The sequence below is a fragment of the Neorhizobium sp. SOG26 genome, assembly GCF_003491345.1.
In the GTDB taxonomy this organism is placed as follows: Bacteria; Pseudomonadota; Alphaproteobacteria; order Rhizobiales; family Rhizobiaceae; genus Neorhizobium; species Neorhizobium turbinariae.
Genome location: NZ_CP025512.1, coordinates 1,619,054 through 1,635,904, shown reverse-complemented (window position 1 = coordinate 1,635,904; position 16,851 = coordinate 1,619,054). Strand labels below are relative to the sequence as shown.

The 16,851-nt window shown below is 61.9% G+C and carries 16 protein-coding genes; 7 read left to right on the top strand and 9 right to left on the bottom strand.

All coding sequences use genetic code 11. The features are described from left to right. The first annotated feature begins 109 nt into the window (after nt 1-109). A complete protein-coding gene (locus CYG48_RS08200) occupies nt 110-2,320 on the top strand; it encodes an OmpA family protein (RefSeq protein ID WP_118849931.1) in 2,211 nt (736 codons plus the stop codon). Nucleotides 2,321-2,367: 47 nt separating this feature from the next. Here the strand turns inward: CYG48_RS08200 and mobB are convergent, their stop codons facing one another. From mobB to moaA, 5 genes are all read right to left on the bottom strand, one after another. Further along, nucleotides 2,368-2,883, bottom strand: a complete 516-nt coding sequence (mobB, locus tag CYG48_RS08195) for a molybdopterin-guanine dinucleotide biosynthesis protein B (RefSeq protein ID WP_118849930.1) — start codon at nt 2,881-2,883, stop codon at nt 2,368-2,370. Continuing rightward, nucleotides 2,880-3,449, bottom strand: coding sequence for a molybdenum cofactor guanylyltransferase MobA (mobA, locus tag CYG48_RS08190; RefSeq protein ID WP_118849929.1), 570 nt, complete (start codon nt 3,447-3,449; stop codon nt 2,880-2,882). The genes mobB and mobA overlap by 4 nt, the downstream gene beginning before the upstream one ends. Nucleotides 3,450-3,496: 47 nt before the next feature. Beyond that, a complete protein-coding gene (locus CYG48_RS08185; RefSeq protein WP_118849928.1) occupies nt 3,497-4,723 on the bottom strand; it encodes a multidrug effflux MFS transporter in 1,227 nt (408 codons plus the stop codon). A 27-nt stretch (nt 4,724-4,750) separates the two neighbouring features. After that, complete coding sequence (locus tag CYG48_RS08180; protein ID WP_118849927.1) at nt 4,751-5,656, bottom strand: DMT family transporter; 906 nt, start codon at nt 5,654-5,656, stop codon at nt 4,751-4,753. Nucleotides 5,657-5,765: 109 nt separating this feature from the next. After that, nucleotides 5,766-6,755 carry a GTP 3',8-cyclase MoaA gene (gene moaA / locus CYG48_RS08175; protein WP_245450461.1) on the bottom strand — a complete coding sequence of 330 codons (990 nt, stop codon included), beginning with the start codon at nt 6,753-6,755 and terminating at the stop codon, nt 5,766-5,768. Nucleotides 6,756-6,964: 209 nt separating this feature from the next. Between moaA and CYG48_RS08170 the strand changes: the two genes are divergently transcribed. Further along, a complete protein-coding gene (locus CYG48_RS08170; RefSeq protein WP_118851554.1) occupies nt 6,965-7,333 on the top strand; it encodes a gamma-butyrobetaine hydroxylase-like domain-containing protein in 369 nt (122 codons plus the stop codon). A gap of 9 nt (nt 7,334-7,342) precedes the next feature. On the opposite strand, the gene CYG48_RS08165 is transcribed toward CYG48_RS08170, so the two are convergent. After that, entirely contained in the window at nt 7,343-7,834 is a 492-nt protein-coding gene (locus CYG48_RS08165; RefSeq protein WP_118849925.1) for a MarR family winged helix-turn-helix transcriptional regulator, read from the bottom strand. A gap of 46 nt (nt 7,835-7,880) precedes the next feature. On the opposite strand from CYG48_RS08165, the gene CYG48_RS08160 reads away from it, so the two are divergent. Both CYG48_RS08160 and CYG48_RS08155 read left to right on the top strand, forming a co-directional pair. After that, a complete protein-coding gene (locus CYG48_RS08160) occupies nt 7,881-8,804 on the top strand; it encodes an alpha/beta hydrolase (RefSeq protein WP_118849924.1) in 924 nt (307 codons plus the stop codon). A 55-nt stretch (nt 8,805-8,859) separates the two neighbouring features. Continuing rightward, entirely contained in the window at nt 8,860-9,468 is a 609-nt protein-coding gene (locus CYG48_RS08155) for a pyridoxamine 5'-phosphate oxidase family protein (RefSeq protein ID WP_118849923.1), read from the top strand. A gap of 63 nt (nt 9,469-9,531) precedes the next feature. Here the strand turns inward: CYG48_RS08155 and CYG48_RS08150 are convergent, their stop codons facing one another. Next, the gene (locus tag CYG48_RS08150) at nt 9,532-10,602 is read right to left on the bottom strand and encodes a GGDEF domain-containing protein (RefSeq protein ID WP_118849922.1); all 1,071 of its coding nucleotides are present in this window, start codon (nt 10,600-10,602) and stop codon (nt 9,532-9,534) included. 258 nt (nt 10,603-10,860) lie between these two features. Next, entirely contained in the window at nt 10,861-12,252 is a 1,392-nt protein-coding gene (gene fumC / locus CYG48_RS08145; protein ID WP_118849921.1) for a class II fumarate hydratase, read from the bottom strand. Nucleotides 12,253-12,579: 327 nt separating this feature from the next. Here fumC and CYG48_RS08140 point away from each other — a divergent pair, with 327 nt between their 5' ends. Then, nucleotides 12,580-14,577, top strand: a complete 1,998-nt coding sequence (locus CYG48_RS08140) for a L,D-transpeptidase family protein (protein WP_118849920.1) — start codon at nt 12,580-12,582, stop codon at nt 14,575-14,577. Nucleotides 14,578-14,635: 58 nt separating this feature from the next. Here the strand turns inward: CYG48_RS08140 and CYG48_RS22640 are convergent, their stop codons facing one another. Further along, nucleotides 14,636-15,337 carry an HAD family hydrolase gene (locus tag CYG48_RS22640; RefSeq protein WP_245450451.1) on the bottom strand — a complete coding sequence of 234 codons (702 nt, stop codon included), beginning with the start codon at nt 15,335-15,337 and terminating at the stop codon, nt 14,636-14,638. 163 nt (nt 15,338-15,500) lie between these two features. On the opposite strand from CYG48_RS22640, the gene rpiA reads away from it, so the two are divergent. Together rpiA and CYG48_RS08125 are read left to right on the top strand one after the other, a co-directional pair. Beyond that, nucleotides 15,501-16,196, top strand: coding sequence for a ribose-5-phosphate isomerase RpiA (gene rpiA, locus CYG48_RS08130; protein ID WP_245450449.1), 696 nt, complete (start codon nt 15,501-15,503; stop codon nt 16,194-16,196). Between the two features lie 18 nt (nt 16,197-16,214). Beyond that, nucleotides 16,215-16,841 carry a DUF2059 domain-containing protein gene (locus tag CYG48_RS08125; RefSeq protein ID WP_118849918.1) on the top strand — a complete coding sequence of 209 codons (627 nt, stop codon included), beginning with the start codon at nt 16,215-16,217 and terminating at the stop codon, nt 16,839-16,841. Nucleotides 16,842-16,851: the final 10 nt, after the last annotated feature.

Here is a 16,851-nt window from a genome sequence, read left to right as displayed (position 1 = left end):
TGTTGGAACAAAGATGGTGCGAGACGCATTGGTGGGCGCGCAAGTCTGCCCAAGCCGGCACCAAAGGACGCGCCTCGAAGGGATGACACCCCAGGAAAAGGAATTGTCGATGTCACTTAAAGCCAAACTGTTCGCCAGTGTCGCGGCGCCGATCGTCGCGCTGCCGCTGATGATCCAGCCGGCGGCTGCCGTGCCGCTGAAGCCGGTAATGAATACCGAGACAGCGTCGGATGTCATCCATGTCCAGGAGAAAATCATCGTTCCTGAGGGTGGCGACGAAGGTGGCGGCGAGCGCGAACGCCCGCGTCGCCGCGAGAGTGCAGGTGAGGGCGAGGGCGCCGGTGAGGGCCAGGACCAGGGTCGCCGCGCCCAGCGTGAGCAGGCGCCGGCCGAAGAGGAGCCCGCGAAGCCTCGTCGCCAGCGCCCTGCAGAGGCCGAGGCACCGGCTGCGGAAGCGCCCGCCGCAGAAGCTCCGGCACGTGAACGTCCACGCCGACAGCAGGCGGAAGGCAGCGAAGGTGGCAGCGAGCAGCCACGCCGTCAGCGCCAGGAAGCCGGACAGGATGATGGTGGCACCGAGCGGCCGCGTCGCGAGCGACAGCAGGCTGCACCGGAAGCCGAAAAGCCTAGCACGCAGGAGGCTCAGCAGCCGCGTGAGGCCGCGCCGGAGGGTAGTGACCGCCAGGAGCGTCGCAATGCGCGCGATCGCAAGGCAGCGCCAGAGGCGGACCAGGCTGAAACACCGGCTGAGCGTCCCCGCGGCAGCGACACTGCAGCGACGCCCGAAAAGCAGCCGGAGAAGCCCGCCCGCCGCAACACGGAGCGCAAGGACGCAGAGACCGGCACTGACGCTGCGCAGGATCAGGCCTCGCCCCGCAACGCCAAACCCGGTGACGCGAAGCCAGCCGACGCAGCACCCGGCCGCAATGCCCCTGCACAGGCACGCCCCGGCGTGACGACCGATGGTCAGGCGCCGCAGCGCGAGACGACCGAAGGGCAGCCAGCACCTGAGGCTCCTGCCGCTCCGGGAGCGCCGGGAACCGAACAGGCAGCTCCGGCACAGGGACAGCCCGGCGAAGCGACGACCGCGCAGACGCCGGAACAGGTGGAGCGCGCCAAGGAACTGGCACGTGATCCCGCTTCCGCACAAGACGGCGAGCAGGTCGTGTTGCCGGTTGAAAACGGTGCCGCTGTGCTCGACAGCGCCAAGGAAACCCCTCGGGCACGGGACCGCTCCGGCAATGACCGGCCACGGCGCCCGCAGGGTCAGCAGGCCGAGCAGCAGCCTTCCGCACCTCCGACCTCCGATGCAGAAGCGCAGGGTTCGACCCGCCTGACGCGTGAGCAGGAGGAAAACTTCCGTGCGCTTGCCGAACAGCGTGGCGAGCGACTGGACCGTCGTCCGGACTTCGACCGCCCGCGTGGCTGGGAAGTTCGTGGTGGCAACCGTGACGGCGGCAACCGCCGCGACCGTGACGATGACCGCGTGATCATCACCATCGACAACCAGACGATCGTTCGCCACGACGACAGCCGTCGTTTCTGGCGCGATGGCCGCGAGCCGGAATACGAGCGCCTGGATGATGGACGCGTGCGCGAAATCATCGTCCGCGATGACGGCACCCGCATCGTGACGATCCGCAACCGCTATGGCGAAGTGGTTCGCCGGACGCGCGAGGTTCGTGGTGGCGAGGAGTACGTGCTCTATTACGCACCTGATCTCATCGATAACCGCCGCGGCGACGACTATGTGTGGCGTGATCCCGGCGACGACCTGCCGCCCATGCGTCTCACCGTTCCGCTCGAGGAGTACATCATCGACACCTCGTCGGAGCCGGATCGCGACTACTACGAGTTCCTCGAACAGCCGCCGGTGGAACGTGTCGAGCGCGTCTACTCGCTGGACGAAGTGCGCTATTCAGCCCGTATTCGTGACAAGGTGCGTCGTATCGACCTCGATACCATCACCTTCGCGACCGGCAGCGCCGAGATCCCGATGAACCAGGCAACGTCGCTGCGTAAGGTAGCGGATGCGATCAACAAGGTTCTCGAGAAGGACCCGTCGGAGACCTTCCTGATCGAAGGGCACACCGACGCCGTGGGCTCGGATGAAAGCAACCTTGTGCTTTCCGACCGGCGTGCGGAAAGCGTGGCCCAGGTTCTGACGGACGCATTCGGCATCCCGCCGGAAAACCTGGCAACGCAGGGTTATGGCGAGCGCTACCTGAAGGTTCGCACGGAAGCGGCGAACCAGGAAAACCGGCGCGTGACCGTTCGGCGTATCACGCCGCTCGTAAAGCCGGTCGCTGCCCGGCAGTAGGGGGCAGGAACAGAACTCGTGAAGCCGCCGGTAACCCGGCGGCTTTTTCATGTCCGAATTATACCGAGACTGTCGAGGATGAAGGTGGTGATTGCCGGGGCATCATTGAGATCAAAGACAGGTAGATGACCGGCCTCTACCGCGTGATCGGCGGCGATGGCCACGACATGCGGATCGTTCGGATAAAGCGGCTCGCGACTGCGGGCCTCCCGGCGCCGTGCCTCGATCTTCGGGATAGGCTCACGCTTGTAACCTTCGACAAGGACGAGATCGCAGGGAGCGAGGCGGGCCAGGATTTCATCAAGTGTGGGTTCGGTCTCGTCACGTAGCTCGTGCATGATCGCGAAGCGTTTGCCCGAGACGATCGCGACTTCAGTCGCGCCTGCCTGCCGGTGGCGAAAGGAGTCGGCGCCCGGCTTGTCGATATCGAACTCATGATGCGCATGCTTGACGGTGGAGACGCGGTAGCCGCGCGCCGTCAGCTCTGCGACAAGCCGCTCCGTCAGCCCGGTCTTGCCGGAGTTCTTCCAGCCGGAAATGCCGAAGACGCGATGACCGTTCATGCCAGTTCGCCCGCAAACCGTCGCGCCAGTTCGAGATCGTCCGGCGTATTAATATTGAGGAAGGGATCGAGTGGGCCCTGCGGCGTCTCCTTGAATGGGAAATCCACCGGCACCGTCGGGTGACGTCGCAAGAACGCATGAATGCGACGGTTGTCCGGGTCGGCAAGCCATGCCTCGAGATCATCGGCGAGGCTGACCGGCCACAGGCCGAAGACGGGGTGGTCGCGCCCGCCGGAACTGGCGATCACCACGTCGTTGTTCTCTCTGACCGCTGCTGATAGCTGGCTGACGAGGTCCGTCGGCAGGAATGGGCTGTCGGACGGGACCGTCAGCAGGTGAGTCTGGTCGGGATGCGAACCCTTCGCATGTCTGAACCCTGCCAACACGCCGGCGAGCGGCCCGATCTGTCCATTCAACGTATCCGGGACGCGCGGAAGCTCGGGCAGTTCCGTGAAAGTAGTGGGAGCATTGAGGTAGACCGACGAGACCTGTGGCATCAGCCGCCGGACGATGTGGCGGAGGATCGTGTCGCTGCCGATGGTCAGCAGCGTCTTCTCCTCGCCCATCCGGCTGGACTTGCCGCCCGCGAGGATCCAGGCAGGTGGGAGTGATTTCACGGATTTGCCTGCGCGCCGGCAGCCTCTTCATTGCGCTCGACCTGCCGCACATAGACCGATGCCGCGATGGCGAGCACGGTCGAAACCGCCATGATTGCGAGAAGCGGCCAGCCACCACTGCCGGGGGTGAGCACGGCGCCTGCAATCATCGAGAACGCGGCCCCTCCGCCGACGGTGATCGCGCCGCCCAGGCCGGAAGCAGAACCCGCGAGCTTGGGACGGACACTGACGACCCCAGCATTGGAGCTTGGCAAGGTCAGGCCGTTGCCGACGCCGGTCAGCGCCAGCGGTGCGAAGAAGGCGGTCGCTGAGTCTATGCCGGTCAGGAGCGCCAGTGCTGTAACCACTATGCCAACGAGGCTGACGACGCTGCCCGAAATCATCATGGTCATGGTGCCGAAGCGCTTCGTGTAGCGACCGGCGATGAAGTTGCCCACCATGTAGCCCGCGGCAATCAGGAAGAACTGCACGCCAAGCATCGTCGGCGTCAGGTTGTAGATCGCCGTTCCAATGAAGGGCGCACCGCCGAGGAAGGCAAAGAACACGCCGGACGAGAAGGTGGAGGTGAGGGCATAACCCCAGAAACGCCGTGAGCGGAACAGATCGGGCCAGCTCTTGAACTGTGCGGCAAAACTGGCCGCCGGCGTCTTGTTGGTTTCGCCGAGGTCCGCGGATACCAGAAGCAGCGTCAGCACGCCGAGAAATAGCATCAGCACGAAATTGGCTTCCCAGCCGAAGAGGTCGTTGAGCGTTCCGCCGACCGTCGGCGCTACCATCGGGATCAAGGACATGCCCATGGTGACATAGGCGATCATGGACGCCGCGCTTTCCATCGGCACCGTGTCGCGGATGATGGCGCGCGGCAGCACGAAACCGGCGACGACGGTCGTCTGCAGCAGCCGTCCGAACATGAAGATTTCGACGCTCGGCGCGGCGAGGCAGACCACCGTGCCGACCAGCATCACCAGCAGCGCGCCGATCATCACCCGGCGCCGGCCAAAGATGTCGGAAAGCGGCCCGATCACCAGCTGGAGGAGGGCGGTGCCGGCGATGTAGCCGGACACCGCAAACTGCATGACATGGTATTCGGTGCCGAAATGCACTGCCATGGCAGCCAGCGACGGGAGGAAGACGTTGAGCGAAAGGGCGCCAAGGCCGGCGCAGATCACGAGGGTGAGGATGTGAGGCGGGCTTTGTCTATCCAGAAACCGGGTTTGCTGCACGTCGTCTTCCTTCTTCTCGCCCGGATGTCACGCGGGGGGAGCGGCGCTTGCCTTGTCTGCGAGGTCAATCCTCCGCTTGCGCTCACGATATAGGGTGTAGAGGCCGGAACAGATAACGATGGCGGCGCCCATCAGCATGTAGCTGTTCGGGTGCTCGCCGAAAATGAACATGCCGATGAGCAGCGCCCAGATGAGGCTCGTGTAGCGGAACTGCGCAACGAAAGAGATTTCGCCTTCGCGCATCGCCTTCACGATAGACTGGTAACCGGCGAACACCAGGACGGATGCGAGCGCCAGATGGCTGAAGGCTGTCAGGCTCATCGGCTGCCATCCCCCCATCGGCACAATCAGCAGCGTGCCGATCACCGTGTTGGCGAGACAGGTGAAAAGCGTCACTGTGAGCGTCGGGATGTTGGCCTTGATGCGCCGGGTGATGAGATCGCGCGAGGCGGTGAACAGCATCGCGGCAATGCCGACCAACGCGGCGGACGAGAAACCTTCCGGACCGGGCCGGATGATCAAGAGCACGCCGACGAGGCCCACACTGATCGCGGCCCAGCGACGCCAGCCGACCGGCTCGCCCAGGAAGAGCGCAGCACCCAGGGTAACGACAAGCGGCAGCGACTGCATGATCGACGACAGCGCGGCGAACTCGATATGCGCCAGCGCATAAAGGAAGGTCAGCGTCGCGCCGATCTCAGCGCCCGTGCGCAAGAGCACGAGCGGCTGCAGCATGGAGCCGAGCGAAAGGCGAATGCCGGAATATCGGGCGACGCCGTACACGATCGCCACGGTGAGCACGCCGCGGACCGACATGATCTGCGCTGTCGTAAGCTCTGATGTGACGGATTTCGTCAGCGCGTCGTTGCAGGTGAATGAGGCCATTGCCAGCGCCATGAACAGCGCTCCCCGCGAATTCTCCGACCACTGCATAAACGACGACTCCTCTGTGCGAAGTGTCTTAGAGCAATGGCATAAGGCTCGCCAGTACAGATTCCGGCGAAGCCGACCTGCCGAAGAAATTTAGGTCAGGGCGGGGCCGTCACCCGCCGGTGACACTCATGTGCCGCGCGACAGCCGGCCTGTTGTGTGTGCGGTCGATGATGAAATCGTGGCCTTTCGGCTTGCGGCCAATCGCTTCATCGATGGCTGCGGAGAGATAATCGTCGCTGTCGGAGGCGCGCAGCGCGGTGCGCAGGTCCGCCGCATCGTTCTGGCCGAGGCACATGTAGAGCGTGCCGGTGCAGGTGAGGCGGACGCGGTTGCAGCTTTCGCAGAAGTTATGCGTCATCGGCGTGATGAAGCCGAGCCGTCCGCCGGTTTCCTTCACCTCCACATAACGGGCTGGCCCGCCGGTCTGGTAGGGAATGTCGACCAGCGTGAACTGCTCTTCCAGATCAGCCCGCAGTTTCGAGAGCGGGAGATACTGGTCGGTGCGGTCCTCGTCGATCTCCCCCATCGGCATGGTTTCGATGACGGTGAGGTCCATGCCGCGGCCATGCGCGAAGCGGATCATCTCCGGGATCTCGAACTCGTTGAAGCCCTTGAGCGCGACGGCATTGAGCTTGATCTTCAAGCCAGCATCCTGAGCTGCCTGGATGCCTTCCATGACCTTGTTCAGGTCACCCCAGCGGGTAATCGACTTGAACTTGGCAGCGTCGAGGGTATCGAGGGAGACATTTATGCGACGGACGCCGCAGTCGTAGAGCTCGTGGGCGTAACGCGCGAGCTGCGAGCCGTTCGTCGTCAGCGTCAGTTCATCGAGAGCGCCAGCCTTGATGTGCTCTCCCAGCTGGCGGATGAGGTACATGATGTTCTTGCGCACCAGCGGTTCGCCGCCGGTCAGGCGAAGCTTGCGCACGCCCTTGGCGATGAAGGCGGAACAGAGCCGCTCCAGTTCCTCCAGCGTAAGCAGGTCCTTCTTCGGGAGGAAGGTCATGTTTTCCGCCATGCAATATGTGCAGCGGAAATCGCAGCGGTCCGTGACGGAGACCCGAAGGTAAGTCACGGCGCGGCCGAAAGGATCGATCATCGGTGCCTTGTCAGACACCAATGGCGAGGCTCCCTGGAAAGGTCCTGCAAAACTGTTCACGTGGCGGTTCTCCCTCGTCACCAAAGGTGGGCACTTTGGCGGGAGGCGTCAAGTGCGGCATGCGCTCTCTGCCCGGTTGACGCGCATACTGCTTGCCGCGGTGGCGCCGAGCCCATAAGTCAGCAGGCAAAGCATGGATGGAGAACCGCATGAACGACAACTGGCCCACCGAATTGAAGGTATCGAAGGACCGGCAGACACTGACAGTGACATTCGACGATGGCCAGATGTTTGCCCTGCCGGCGGAAATGATGCGGGTCCTGTCGCCATCGGCCGAAGTGCAGGGCCATGGGCCGGGCCAGAAGGTGACAGTTCCCGGCAAACGCCATGTCGGTATCCGCGCCATCGTGCCGACCGGCAATTATGCCGCGCGGATCGCGTTCGATGATGGTCACGACAGCGGGATCTTCACCTGGTCATATCTGCGTGAACTCGGTGAACGCGGTGCCGACCTGTTTGCCGTCTATGAAGCGGAGCTTGCCGAGAAGGGCCTGAGCCGCGATCCCAAGCGATCCTGAACCGCAACCTTACTCCTCAATGGCCTTCTCCGCCGCGGGCTCTTCCAATAGGCCGGTCTGGAGGCGGTGGACGAGTCGTTCCATGGTGTCGGCCATCGCCATGCACTGGTCGAGCGGTTCATTGGCAAGCGTCCGTTCGATCAGCGAGGTCTGCACCTCCATCGCCTGTTCGGTCACGATGCGACCGGCTTTCGTCAGGTAAAGGCGCCAGACGCGCTTGTCCTTCTCGTCGCCGCGGCGTTCGATCAGGCCGCGCTTTTCCATCTGCGGAAGCGCCATGCTCATGTTGGAGCGGCCGACGAGAAGCTTGCGGGCGAGTTCCTGCTGCGAAATCCCTTCGAAGCGATAGAGATTGATCAGGATGTCGAGATGCGGCGGCTTGATGTCGAGCGCCGCCAGTTCCCGCGCCAGTACGCTCTGCATCATCTGGCAGGCTCTTGCGACGGCAATCCAGCTGCGAAAGCGCGGATGGTCCCAAGGGAGGGATTGCTTTTTGTTCATTGTTGTACTTTATTGTTCAGCATTGAACTTTCTTAGGTGTCTCACTATGGCAAAGTTTGGGCTGAAGGTCATCCGTTTCGGGTTCGCAATTCTCGGACCTCTTTCTCCGCGGCTCGCCGCGTCGCTGGCGTTCAAGCTCTTCTGTCTCACACCATCGCGACGACCGAAAGGGCACAAGGCAGCAGCGATGCAGGCGGAAGGTCTCCGCAAGCTTGCTTCGGCGCGGAAGATCCCATTTCGAGTTGGTCGGTCGACGGTGATGTCATATCATCTGAACACCGAGACGGATGCCAAGAAGCCGCGTTGGCTCGTGGTGCATGGCTGGGGCTCGAACGCCGCCTATGTCGCTTCGCTGCCGGTTGGCCTTTCGGAGGCCGGAGCGCATGTGGTGGCTCTTGACCTTCCCGGACATGGATTGTCCAGCGGTCGCAGCCTCAACATGAAGCAGGCGGCCGAAGTCATTGTCGAGGCGGACAGGCAGTTTGGGCCATTTGATGCCGTTGTAGGGCATTCCTTCGGTGGTGCGTCCCTGTTGCTGACGCTTGGCAAAGTATTCAAGGGCGTTGGCACGATCTCGCCGGCGAAGGCGGTCGTTATCGGCTCGCCGAGCCATATCCAGTGGATCTTTGACGGTTTCGCGCGGATGGTCGGGCTGTCGCCCACGGTCAGGGAACTGATGATCCAATACGCGGAGAAAATCGCCGGCGCACCGCTCGATGATTTCGACACCATTGCCGCAGCCAGGCGCTCCAGCACTCCGCTGCTGGTGATCCATGCCGAGGATGACAAGGAAGTGGCGGCGGAACACGCGCGTCGTTTCGGAGAGGTCGATACTGCCAAGGTGCATTGGGCCAATGGGCTCGGGCATCGTCGAATTGTTAGCGACGCCGGCGTGATCAGCACGATCGCGCAGTTCCTGACGGCAGAGACTGCCGCATCGCGGGCAGAAGGCAAGGACGCTGCCGCTTGATGCCACGTTGCCGCCGTCCTAGTCTTGCGCCGAGGCGAAGCGAGCGGGAGGCGGGATGAACATCATCAGATCGGTCGAGGAACTGAAGGCGATCTACAGCGACGTTCCGGAAGCCTCGCTGGCGAAGGTGACGAAGACGCTGACGCTCGAATACCGACAGATGATCGAGGCCTCGCCCTTCATGGCGCTTGCCACAGTTGGACCGGAAGGCCTGGACTGCTCTCCGCGCGGAGACCTCGGCGGCGTGGTTCGGGTACAAGACGAGTCGACGCTTCTGCTTCCCGACTGGCGCGGCAACAACCGAGTCGATTCGCTCGTCAATATCGTGCGTGATCCGCGCGTCGCCCTGATGTTTCTGATCCCAGGCTCGAACACGACAATGCGAGTGAACGGCCGCGCGGCTGTGTCTGCGGATCCGGATCTACTCTCCAGCTTCGAGATGGATGGTCGCAATCCACGCACGGTGGTCGTGATCACCATCATGGAAGTCTATTTCCAGTGTGCCCGCGCGGTGATGCGTGCCGAACTCTGGAACCCACAACATTTTGTCGATCCGGCGACGCTGCCGACGCCGGGCAAGCTGCTGAAGGCTGCGAAGAGCGACTTCGACCAGGAGACCTACGACCGGGAATGGGCCAGTCGCGCTGCCAAGACCATGTGGTGATGCCGCACGCAAAAACGGCCGCCAGCTCCAGGCTCGGCGGCATGAACGTCGGTGCGCGGCAGGTTACTTCTTGTAGATCAGCCAGCTCTTGCCGACGTAGTCCTTGCGCATCCGCTCCTCGAAGAAGACGGTCCGGTTGCGGCCGCCGTTCTTGGCGTAATAGAGCGCAGTGTCGGCGCTGGCGTAAAGCTCGCCCGGATCGCTCGCCTGCGAGCCCATGGCAAAGCCGATGGATATGGTGACCGGGCCGTAGTCTACGCCTGAACGTGAATTGCGGAAGGTGCGGGTTTCCAACGCCCGGCGAACGCGTTCGCAGATGATCATCACTTCATCGGCAGTATTGCCTTCGACGATCAGCGCAAATTCCTCTCCGCCTGAACGTGCAACGAAGACATCCTTGCGGACGTTGGCGCGGATGACCGAGGCGACGGTCGCCAGGATCTTGTCACCTACGGGGTGGCCGTAGCTGTCGTTGATCTTCTTGAAATTGTCGATGTCAGCCAGCACAAGGGCGGTGACCGGAAGCAGCGTCGAGTTGTTGTAGGTCGCCGCAAGACGTTCATCGAAGGCGCGGCGGTTGGCAATCCGCGTCAGTGAGTCGGTATTCGCAATGCGCTTGTATTCATCGAGCTCGCGGCGAACCTGGTCCATCTCCTGCGAACGCTGCTCGACACCGCCGACGGTCTTTTCGCCGTGCGCGATCGTCGTGCCCGTGGCTTCGCTCAGGAGCGTGATGGCGTTGCTGAGGAGATCGGTCGAGAAATGGCTCTTGGAGTTGATGCGTTGCGCGGTTTCGCCCAGCAGCTTGCTGTAGCTTTCCAGCGAATTCTGTTCCTGCCGGAGGAGCTTCAGAAGAGAGTCGAGCTCCACCAGGAGCTTGGAATGGGCGTCTTCGATGACCGCGGCCTGTCCCGTGCCGAGATGCCGGTGCGAAAGTTCGTCCAGTTCTTCCTGGGTGGCGCGGCTTCCAAGCGCTGCAAGGTCCCGCGTCAGGTCAGGGTTGGAACCGATATAGGCTTCGTAAAACAGCTGATAATTGCGCGGGATTGGCGCAAGTCCCATCGATCGCACTGCGTAAATGATCTGGCTCACCAGATCGCTGGATTGCGCCTTTTGCGCCGTTGCCGTCGTCATCGACGTCCCCACTTTTCCCACCCAGTTTTATCTAGGAGAATTGGTATGCGAAAAATATTGGAAAAGAATTAAGAGGCGCAAATTAACGCCGGCCATCGCAACGCAGAGGTGTAGGTCTCCTGTTGATGTGCGAGTGCTTGATCGTGTCGTATCGAGGCAAGTGGCGTCGGAAGTAGAATTGCCGGCTCAAGCGATAGAAAGCAGCAAAAACCCCGCCTGAGGCAGGCGGGGTTCTCGAAAATCCAATGATTTCCAGTCTTACTTCGGTCCGATCATGTTTTCCGGACGGACGTACTGGTCGAACTCTTCGTTCGTGAGGTAGCCGCCGCCGACAGCTTCTTCACGCAGCGTCGTGCCGTTCTTGTGGGCCGTCTTGGCAATCTTGGCGCAGGTGTCGTAGCCGAGCTTGGTGTTGAGCGCCGTTACCAGCATCAGCGAGTTTTCAACGCCGCGCTTGATGTTGTCTTCGCGCGCTTCGATGCCAACGACGCAGTTGTCGGTGAAGGACACGGCGGCATCGCCCAGCAACTGCACCGACTGCAGGAAGTTGTAAGCCATCATCGGGTTGTAGACGTTGAGCTCGAAGTGACCCTGGCTGCCGGCGAAGGTGAGCGCAGCGTGGTTGCCGAAGATGTGGGCGCAGACCTGGGTCAGTGCTTCCGACTGGGTCGGGTTGACCTTGCCCGGCATGATCGACGAGCCCGGTTCGTTTTCCGGCAGGGACAGTTCGCCAAGACCGGCGCGCGGGCCGGAGCCGAGGAAGCGGATGTCGTTGGCGATCTTGAAGAGCGCGGCTGCAGCGGCATTGATCGCGCCGTGCGAGAACACCATCGAGTCGTGCGAAGCAAGTGCTTCGAACTTGTTCGGTGCCGTCACGAAGGGCAGGCCGGTGATCTTCGAGATTTCTTCGGCGACCTTTTCAGCAAATCCGACCGGTGCGTTGAGACCCGTGCCGACGGCAGTACCGCCCTGGGCGAGCTTGGAAAGCGCCGGCAGCGTCAGTTCGATATTGGCAATCGCGGAAGCGACCTGAGCCGCGTAACCGGAAAATTCCTGGCCAAGCGTCAGCGGCGTAGCATCCTGCGTATGGGTGCGGCCGATCTTGATGATGTGGGAGAAGGCCTTGACCTTGGCTTCCAGCGCCTCGTGCAGGTGCTTCAGGGCCGGGATCAGGTGGCGAACGATCGTTTCGACGCAGGCGATGTGCATGGCCGTCGGATAGGTGTCGTTCGACGACTGGCTCATGTTGACGTGGTCGTTCGGGTGAACCGGCTTCTTGGAACCCATCACGCCGCCGAGCATCTCGATCGCGCGATTGGAAATGACTTCGTTGGCATTCATGTTCGACTGGGTGCCGGAACCGGTCTGCCAGACAACCAGCGGGAAATGGTCGTTGAGCTTGCCGTCGATCACTTCCTGGGCGGCGTCGATGATCGCCTTGCCGATCGTCGGGTCGAGACCGGCGAGTTCCATGTTGGCGCGGGCGGCAGCCTGCTTGACGATGCCAAGCGCACGCACAACGGCGAGCGGCTGCTTTTCCCAGCCGATCTTGAAGTTGCCAAGCGAACGCTGGGCCTGGGCACCCCAGTACCGGTCACTTGCGACTTCGATCGGGCCGAATGTATCGGTTTCGGTGCGGGTTGATGCCATTTTCGCTGCCTCTGTCTCTTCGTAGATGTCGCGGCGCTTTGGTCAGGCGCCAGCGCTGAATTTTGCTGCGGCATTACTATACGATTGATCTGCGGCTGCAAGCCGGAAGCGGCCTGTCTGGCGCGGTTTGCGGCGTGCCTTTTATGACACGAGGTGGTAAAAAGTGGCGTTAATGGTCGCGCCTCAAGTCCGTCAGTCAGCGCCGCATGAAGGAAATATTAACCAATATTTTCTTAACGTTCCGCCTGCGCCACGCCCCAGTTGCCGTGTTCATGGAACCCTTGACGCCGGCACGCGATTCTTTTCATCGGGAACCCGATCGGGTAAATGGCGTCACACTTATTCCAGGCCGCATCAGTGCGGTGCGGACCAGAGACGGGGAAGACCTTGCAGCATTCATCTCGAAAAATTTCGCTCGCGTTAGCGCTTGTGTCGAGCGTCTCCGTCTATGCCGGTGCCGTTGCGCCGGCAAATGCGATCACACTGATGGATATCCTGCGTGGTGGCCCCGGCAAGAACCGCCAGGTCGAACCGCATCAGGTCGTGCCGGGTGTGGCAACCGGTCGTGCTGCGATGCCGAGCGAAAAGGCGCTTGCAGATCCCGAGCCGCTGCCGAAGGTCACCGGGCCGCGCTATTATACCTATAAGGCTGATGCCCAGCGCGCGGTGAAGACAGCGGGCTTTGCCGCAGCATCTGCCGCCGACGGCACGCAGCTCATCGCGGAAGCGAAAGTCACGGCACCTGCCGATATCGCAGCCGCACTTGAAGCTTATTATGCCAAGAATGCCGAGCCGCTTTGGGTGGCAGACGGCGACATCAACGAAAAGGCGAGGGGCGTACTTGCGCTGTTCGATCGCGCCGAAGAGTTCGGTTTCGATCCGGCCGACTACCGTCTGACGGTTCCGGCACTGGTCACCGCGAGCGTTGCAGCACCGCTGGATGCGGCGGCCGAGGTCGTCAATGTGGCGACCGACGAAAGCGTTGCGACCGATGCTGGCGCGACCGATCCGGTTGAAGGCCATCAGCGGGCCTTGATGCAGTTTGAACTCGCGCTATCCGGTAAGGTCCTGATGTTCGCGCAGGACATGCTGCGTGGCCGCATCGATGCCAACCGCATCTCCGGCTACCATGACATCAAGCGCAAGGACATGAAGCTCGCCGTCGTGCTGCCGTTCGCCAAGACCTCCACCGATGCGGCTGCGTATCTGGAAGGGCTTGAGCCGAAGAGCGCGCATTATCAGGCGCTGAAGGCCGAACTCGCGAAGCTGCGCGCCGAGGACAACGCCGCCGGGCCGCAGATCGAGCTGCCGACACAGATCCTCCTGAAGCCTGGCAAGAGCAGCGCGGACCTTGGCAACATCATTGCTGCGATCCAGCAGAAGTCCTCCGAGGCCTTGAAGACCAAGCATGCGGACGTGCTCGCCTCCTACCAGCAGACGCCGGATTACACGCCGGAACTCGTGGACGTGGTGAAGTCGTTCCAGACGGAAGCAGGCTTGAAGCCTGACGGTGTCGTCGGGGCAGCCACGATCCGCAAGCTCACCGGCCACACCGCCGAGGACAAGATCAAGAAGATCGTGGTCGCCATGGAGCAGGCCCGCTGGCTGCCGGATGAGCTTGGCAACCGGTATGTTTTCATCAACCAGCCGGCGTTCCGGGTCTATTATCACGACAACGGGGTCGAGCAGTTCTCGATGCGCACCGTCGTCGGTTCCAAGGCGAACCAGACCTATTTCTTCCAGGACGAGATCGAGACCGTCGAGTTCAACCCGTATTGGGGCGTGCCGCAGTCGATCATCATCAACGAGATGCTGCCGCGTCTGCGTCAGGATCCGAGCTATCTCGACCGCTTGGGCTATGAGGTTTCCGTGGGCGGCAAGACGGTGTCCTCGACCAGCGTCAACTGGTACGGCTCGACGGACAAGATTTCGGTCCGCCAGCCGCCTTCCAGCGACAATGCGCTCGGCGACCTCAAGATCCTGTTCCCGAACAGCCATGCGATCTACATGCATGACACGCCTTCGAAGAGCTTCTTCCAGCGTGACATGCGTGCACTGAGCCACGGCTGCGTGCGCCTGGCGGAGCCGCGAAAGATGGCCGCTGCCGTGCTGGGAACGACCATCGAGGACGTCAATGCGCGCATTGCCGGCGGGCAGAACGTGGCAGTGAAGGTGCCGGTGAAGATCCCCGTCTACATCTCCTACTTCACAGCATGGCCGAACAAGGATGGCGTGGTCGAATTCTTCGACGATGTCTACGGCCGTGACGATGCGGTCGCCAAGGCCTTCCATGCGACCACAAAGGCGCGGGCGACGAAGGTCTGATCAAGCTTTAGGGCAAAACAAAAAAAGGCGGCCTTGAGCCGCCTTTTTTGCGTCTGGTTTACCGCGCCAGCCGGGAACGCTCTGCTCCCCGGTCCAGCAGTTCGAGGACCATGTCCGGCGTGAGATCGGCGTAGCTTTCGATGATCCGGTCGGGGTTCAACTGGTCAACCGCAACATCAGAGTAACCGAACGTCACCGCCACGGCGGGAACGCCGGCGTTCTGGGCGGCCAGGATGTCATTGATGCTGTCGCCGACCATGATGGCGTTCAGCGGATCACCGCCAGCGAGTTCCACGGTCTGGAGGACGTGACGGCCGTCGGGCTTGCGAAACGCGAAGGTGTCACCGCAGGTCATGGCGGCGAAACGATGGGAGAGCTCAAGCTTGTCCATCAGCAGCGTCGCAAGCTGGCTGCCCTTGTTTGTGCAGATGGCAAAGCGCATGCCGGCCGCCTCGAGCCGGTCGAGACACGGCACGAGACCCGTATAGGGAAGGCTCTTGCCCGGCATGTTCTCCTGGTAGTGCTCCATATATCGATCGAATAGTTTTGCCGCCGTCACCTCGTCCAGGGGCTCGCGCCGCAGCTCGAAGGCACGCTGGATCATCACCTTGACGCCCTGGCCCACGAGATGCGTCAGGTCATCGAAAGTGACGGGCGCAAGACCGACGGCCTCGATCGTATAGTTCAGGCTGTCGATCAGGTCCGGCGCGGTATCGATGAGCGTGCCATCAAGATCAAAGACGACGAGGGGTGCTGACAAGGAATCCTCACGAGGCGTTGGGACAGTCTTTCGCTTACGAAAAGCAGGGTCAAAAAGCAAATCACCGGCAGTCTTGCGGGCGAAAGCCAGGCGAGGGGGACTTTCGTTTGCCGAAGGAGGCGTGTAAACAGCGGGCAACGAGATAGCGGGGAGCTTTTGGCGGATGGACGCCAGGGAAATGAAGGTCAAGGCGGCGCAGGTCGCCCTTTCGTATGTCGAAGACGGGATGAAGCTCGGGATCGGGACTGGCTCCACCGCAGAGGAGTTTGTCCGCCTTCTGGCTGAAAAGGTGCATGGCGGGCTGCGGATCGAAGGCGTTCCCACCTCCGAACGCACCGCGCGGCTTTGCCTCGAACTTGGCGTGCCGTTGAAATCGCTCGACGAGATGCCGGAACTGGACCTTACCATCGACGGTGCCGACGAAGTTGATCCGAAGCTGAACCTCATCAAGGGTGGCGGTGGCGCGCTTCTGCGCGAAAAGATCGTCGCAGCGGCCTCAAGCCGGATGATCGTGATCGCCGATGAAAGCAAGCTGGTGGAGACGCTGGGCGCTTTTGCGTTGCCGATCGAGATCAATCCGTTCGGTGAAGCTGCAACCGTCATTGCCATCGAGCGTGCGGCTTCCAAGCTCAATCTCACCGGCGAATTGAAGCTGCGCCGTTCAGACGATGGTGTCTTCACGACCGACGGCGGCCACCATATTGTCGACGCATCTTTTGGCCGTATTCCTGATGCAGAGGCTCTGTCGGCGGAACTGTTTTCCATACCCGGTGTCGTTGAACACGGGCTGTTCATTCAAATGGCGTCCATCGCGATCATTGCCGGTCCGGCAGGAGCGCGAACGCTTGAGGCGAAATAAACTAGGAGCAACGAACTCATGATCAGATTCGCGGTTATCGGCCGTGCCGCCGCCCTGGCGATCCTCTTCTCCGGCGCTTCCATGCTGCCGGCTCATGCGCAGGACGTGTCGGAAGCACAACTCGCTGCTGCGCGTGACGCCATTGCTTCGCTGAATGTGACGGACCGCTACGACAACATCCTGCCGAACCTGGCTGAGCGCCTGAAGGCTCAGTTCATCCAGGCATCGCCGAACTTCCAGTCGCAGATTTCCGACGTGGTTGACGAAGCAGCGCTTGCTCTTGCACCGCGCCGCGCTGATCTCGAAAAGGAAGCTGCGACGATCTATGCCAAGAGCTTCTCGATCGATGAACTGAAGGTGATCTCGACCTTCTTCAATACCGAGGCCGGCAAGAAGCTGCTCACCAACCAGCCACTCGTGAACCGCGAACTCGTTCGCGCCGCGGAAATCTGGGCAAACGGCATTTCGCGTGACCTCACCAACCAGAGCACCGAAAAGCTGCGTGGCGTGATCGACGCAACGCCGATCGAGGCACCGACGGTCGACACCAGCGCGGCTGCACCGGCTAAGCCTGCCGCCAAGCCAGCCCCGGCAAAGCCGGCGGCTCCGGCCAAGCCTGCCCCGACACCGGCGCCGAAGCCCTGATCAAGCCTTG

Coding starts and splice junctions, on each gene's coding strand:
- CYG48_RS08160 (WP_118849924.1), top strand. CDS start 7,881: ATGGCAAAGTTTGGGCTGAAGGTCATCCGTTTCGGGTTCGCAATTCTC.
- CYG48_RS08180 (WP_118849927.1), bottom strand. CDS start 5,656: ATGCAGTGGTCGGAGAATTCGCGGGGAGCGCTGTTCATGGCGCTGGCA.
- rpiA (WP_245450449.1), top strand. CDS start 15,501: ATGGACGCCAGGGAAATGAAGGTCAAGGCGGCGCAGGTCGCCCTTTCG.
- CYG48_RS08155 (WP_118849923.1), top strand. CDS start 8,860: ATGAACATCATCAGATCGGTCGAGGAACTGAAGGCGATCTACAGCGAC.
- CYG48_RS08200 (WP_118849931.1), top strand. CDS start 110: ATGTCACTTAAAGCCAAACTGTTCGCCAGTGTCGCGGCGCCGATCGTC.
- CYG48_RS08150 (WP_118849922.1), bottom strand. CDS start 10,602: ATGACGACGGCAACGGCGCAAAAGGCGCAATCCAGCGATCTGGTGAGC.
- mobB (WP_118849930.1), bottom strand. CDS start 2,883: ATGAACGGTCATCGCGTCTTCGGCATTTCCGGCTGGAAGAACTCCGGC.
- CYG48_RS08125 (WP_118849918.1), top strand. CDS start 16,215: ATGATCAGATTCGCGGTTATCGGCCGTGCCGCCGCCCTGGCGATCCTC.
- mobA (WP_118849929.1), bottom strand. CDS start 3,449: ATGGGCGAGGAGAAGACGCTGCTGACCATCGGCAGCGACACGATCCTC.
- moaA (WP_245450461.1), bottom strand. CDS start 6,755: ATGATCGATCCTTTCGGCCGCGCCGTGACTTACCTTCGGGTCTCCGTC.
- fumC (WP_118849921.1), bottom strand. CDS start 12,252: ATGGCATCAACCCGCACCGAAACCGATACATTCGGCCCGATCGAAGTC.
- CYG48_RS08170 (WP_118851554.1), top strand. CDS start 6,965: ATGAACGACAACTGGCCCACCGAATTGAAGGTATCGAAGGACCGGCAG.
- CYG48_RS08140 (WP_118849920.1), top strand. CDS start 12,580: ATGGCGTCACACTTATTCCAGGCCGCATCAGTGCGGTGCGGACCAGAG.
- CYG48_RS08165 (WP_118849925.1), bottom strand. CDS start 7,834: ATGAACAAAAAGCAATCCCTCCCTTGGGACCATCCGCGCTTTCGCAGC.